The organism is Beijerinckia sp. L45 (genome assembly GCF_009765775.1).
Taxonomy (GTDB): Bacteria; Pseudomonadota; Alphaproteobacteria; order Rhizobiales; family Beijerinckiaceae; genus RH-AL1.
This window is the reverse complement of sequence record NZ_LMUU01000007.1, coordinates 1-3300: the sequence shown is the minus strand read 5'-3', so window position 1 is coordinate 3300 and position 3300 is coordinate 1. Positions and strand designations below refer to the sequence as shown.

The window sequence follows — 3300 nt, the reverse complement described above, 5'->3', positions numbered from 1 at the left end:
GCCGGACACCCGTGCCGCCTACATCGAGAGCATCAAGGCGGAATACACCAAGGTCGCGGAAACCCATGCGCGGGGCGAGCGCGACAAGCTGCGCCTGCCGCTGGCGAAGGCCCGCGCCAATGCCCCAAAGATCGATTGGGCCGGCTACGAGCCGCCGAAGCCTTTGTTCACCGGCACGCGGGTGCTGACCAACGCCGATATTTCCGAGCTGGTGCCGTATATCGACTGGACGCCGTTCTTTCAGACCTGGGAGATCAGGGGGCGCTATCCGCAAGTCCTCGACGATCCGGAGAAGGGCGAGGCGGCGCGGGCCTTGTTCGACGACGCCCAAGCGATGCTGGCCAAGATCGTGGCCGAGCGCTGGTTTGACCCCAAAGGGGTCGTCGGCTTCTGGCCGGCAAACGCCACCGGCGACGACATCAAGCTCTATACAGGCGAGTCACGCACCACCGAACTCGCGACGTTGCATACGCTGCGTCAGCAGCTTGTGAAGCGCGACGGACGGCCGAATGTGGCGCTGTCGGACTACGTTGCGCCGAAGGATAGTGGAAAGGCCGATTACATCGGCGCCTTCGTCGTCACCGCCGGCGCCAACGAGGACAAGATCGCCCAGCGTTTTGCCCGCGCCAACGACGACTACTCTTCGATCATGGTCAAGGCACTCGCCGACCGCATCGCCGAGGCTTTCGCCGAGCGGATGCACGAGCGCGTGCGCCGCGAGTTCTGGGCCTACGAGACCGGCGAAGCCGCCTCGCCGCAGGATTTGCAGGCCGAGGAATACCGCGGCATTCGTCCCGCGCCGGGCTACCCCTCGCAGCCCGACCACACGGAAAAGGCGACCCTGTTCAGGCTGCTCGAAGCCGAGAAGCGTGTGGGCGTCACGCTGACCGAGAGCTTTGCGATGTGGCCGGGCTCGTCGGTCAGCGGCATCTACTTCGCGCATCCGGAAGCCGCCTATTTCGGCGTCGCCAAGATCGAGCGCGATCAGGTCGAGGATTACGCCAAGCGCAAGGGCATGGATGTTGCGGAAGCCGAGCGCTGGCTGGCACCGATCCTCAACTACGATCCGATCGCGTTGCGTCAGGCGCAGGCGGCGGAATAGCGCTTTACCGCATGTCGATCGGAGCCGCCGCCTTTGAAAGCTCTTATGATCCAGACGTCGCGGCTGTTCGTTCGGTTCGCGCACAGCGCCGTCGTCGAATCCGAAGAGGTCGCGCCCGATCTCGTGGTCGACTACGACGCGGAGGGCACGATCGTCGGCATCGAAATCCTGAGCGCAACCGAGCGGCTGGGCAAAGGCTTTGCCGGGCCGGGCGTTGCGGCTTAAGCGGCCCTTCCGACCCGTCGGCCCAATCTTTGGGATCTGTGCTTGCGGCCTCTTAAATGCTGCTTCGCGCAACAACAATGGCGATGCGTCTAATGCTCGACGCCTCCTAGAACGTGCTGCCGCTATAAGGGGAGAGGCAAATCGCCTGCTCGTGCTGCCAATCCGGCGAAAACGCGATTTTCATACAGATCGTGTGGTCCGTTTGGGACAAAATTTCGCTCACGCGCATGGCGGTCACACCTGGATATCGCTTGCGTAGCGCACTGATCACGATCTCCGCGTAACCGTGCGGCTCCCACCATATTCGCGACAGTTCGGCGAAGGTGTATCCTTGGGCGCTCGGTGAAAGCAGTAAAGTGGCGACTAAGATATAAGCCGCCCGGATCGCGCGTCGTGTCACCACCATTCAAGCCGCCGTCTCGATCTTCCGCGTCTTCACGCCGGCATAATCGCCGTCGCGCTCGGCCTTGGACAGATCATACGCGATCTGGAGGTTCAGCCAGAACTGGCTCGTCGTGTTGAAGTGAAGACCGAGGCGGATCGCCGTATCGGCGGACACCGCGCGTTCGCCGCGGATAATTTCGGTGATGCGATTGGGCGGCACGCCGAGGTCGCCCGCAAGTGCACGGGCGCTGACCTTAAGCGGCAACAAAAATTCTTCCTGCAGAATTTCGCCCGGGTGGGTCTTCAAGCGAGGCATCGCGAAAATCCTCTCAGTGATAGTCGATGATGGCGACGTCGGCAGGCCCGCTGTCGGTCCAACGAAAGCAGACGCGCCATTGATCGTTGATGCGGATGCTGAACTGGCCCGCTCGGTCACCTTTCAAAGCTTCCAACCGGTTGCCCGGCGGCGATCGAAGATCGTCGAGCTTTACCGCGCCGTCGAGCATATCCAGCTTCCGAGTTGCAGCCTTGCTGAAACTGCGCCATCGAGCCGGCGTGCGCCCGTGGCGAAAGAATTGCTCGCACCTCGAGTCCGCAAAGGTCTGGATCATGACGAATGGGCGCGTTACGCCCCGCGTATTATTGCTGAGAAGTCAGACAGACGTCAACTGCTCTAGCACGCGCCTTGTCGATTCATCCGCCACGCCATCGACCCGCGCCGGTCGCCAATGGCGCTGGAACGCCGATACGACCGTTGCCGTGGCATCGCAGTAGAGCCCGCTCACCGGCACGTCATAGCCTATCCTCGCCAACGCCCCCTGCAGCGCCGTCACCGCATCGCCCGCGTCGCCCAGCCGTAGCACCGGGCCGTCGACGATCGGGGCCGGCTCGACCCACAGGCCGACGCCGGCAGCTGCTAGCCGCTCCCACGGAAACCACTCGCCGGGGTCGATCTTGCGGCCGGGTGCGATGTCGGAATGCGCCAGGACGCGCGCGGCGGGTATGGCATGGCGCGTAAAAATGTCCTGGCAGAGCGTGATCACCGCGGCGATCTGCGCCTCGGGGTAGGGCGGGCAGCCGCCATCGTGGCCCTGGTTGACGATCTCGACGCCGATGGACACGGCGTTCATGTCGGTTTCGCCGGCCCAAAAAGAGCGGCCGGCGTGCCAGGCGCGCCGCGCCTCCGGCACCAGCTGGGCGATCCGTCCGTCGTCCCAGACAAAGTAGTGGCAGGAGACGTCGGAAGCCGGATCGCGAAGGCGGGCCAGCGCCCGTTCCCCGCTGCTCATGCCGGTATAGTGCAGGATCAGCGCGTCGATCGCGCGGCCGCGCCGGTCGCCGTGGTTCGGCGAGGGCGTGACCGCGTCGACGCAGACGCTATCTTCGATCAATAGCCGTAGTAGCGGTAACAGACCGGCCGGCCATCGGGATCGTAGCCGGGGCGGGCACAGCGGGGCGGCGGCGGCGGGGGATAATAGCCCGGCGGCGGTGGCGGCGGCGGAACAGGCCGCGTGTTGGCGCCGATGAGCGCGCCGGCGCCGGCGCCCAGAAGGCTGCCGGCAATCACCGCGCCCGGGCCGCCGCCGGCG

Annotated in this window: 6 protein-coding genes and 1 pseudogene; 2 read left to right on the top strand and 5 right to left on the bottom strand. The window is 64.8% G+C overall.

Going from position 1 to position 3300, the window contains the following annotated elements; genetic code table 11:
• Together GSQ79_RS29235 and GSQ79_RS00720 are read left to right on the top strand one after the other, a co-directional pair.
• The coding region (locus tag GSQ79_RS29235; RefSeq protein WP_305764604.1) for a vitamin B12 dependent-methionine synthase activation domain-containing protein at positions 1-1102 on the top strand (1102 nt) is incomplete at its 5' end.
• Between the two features lie 33 nt (positions 1103-1135).
• Positions 1136-1327, top strand: a complete 192-nt coding sequence (locus GSQ79_RS00720; protein ID WP_246725019.1) for a DUF2283 domain-containing protein — start codon at positions 1136-1138, stop codon at positions 1325-1327.
• 106 nt (positions 1328-1433) lie between these two features.
• On the opposite strand, the gene GSQ79_RS00715 is transcribed toward GSQ79_RS00720, so the two are convergent.
• The 5 genes and pseudogenes from GSQ79_RS00715 to GSQ79_RS00695 all read right to left on the bottom strand — a co-directional run.
• Positions 1434-1733, bottom strand: a complete 300-nt coding sequence (locus tag GSQ79_RS00715; protein WP_158806823.1) for a hypothetical protein — start codon at positions 1731-1733, stop codon at positions 1434-1436.
• Positions 1734-2027, bottom strand: coding sequence for a HigA family addiction module antitoxin (locus GSQ79_RS00710; protein WP_158806822.1), 294 nt, complete (start codon positions 2025-2027; stop codon positions 1734-1736).
• Positions 2028-2040: 13 nt separating this feature from the next.
• Positions 2041-2322 carry a type II toxin-antitoxin system RelE/ParE family toxin gene (locus GSQ79_RS00705; RefSeq protein WP_158806821.1) on the bottom strand — a complete coding sequence of 94 codons (282 nt, stop codon included), beginning with the start codon at positions 2320-2322 and terminating at the stop codon, positions 2041-2043.
• 42 nt (positions 2323-2364) lie between these two features.
• Positions 2365-3102 (bottom strand): N-acetylmuramoyl-L-alanine amidase, encoded by a 738-nt coding sequence (locus GSQ79_RS00700; protein WP_158806820.1) that lies wholly within the window; start codon positions 3100-3102, stop codon positions 2365-2367.
• A pseudogene (locus tag GSQ79_RS00695) lies at positions 3099-3300 on the bottom strand (hypothetical protein); the annotation flags it as partial. The gene GSQ79_RS00700 and the pseudogene GSQ79_RS00695, both read right to left, overlap by 4 nt.

Coding starts and splice junctions, on each gene's coding strand:
- GSQ79_RS00715 (WP_158806823.1), bottom strand. CDS start 1,733: ATGGTGGTGACACGACGCGCGATCCGGGCGGCTTATATCTTAGTCGCC.
- GSQ79_RS00710 (WP_158806822.1), bottom strand. CDS start 2,027: ATGCCTCGCTTGAAGACCCACCCGGGCGAAATTCTGCAGGAAGAATTT.
- GSQ79_RS00705 (WP_158806821.1), bottom strand. CDS start 2,322: ATGATCCAGACCTTTGCGGACTCGAGGTGCGAGCAATTCTTTCGCCAC.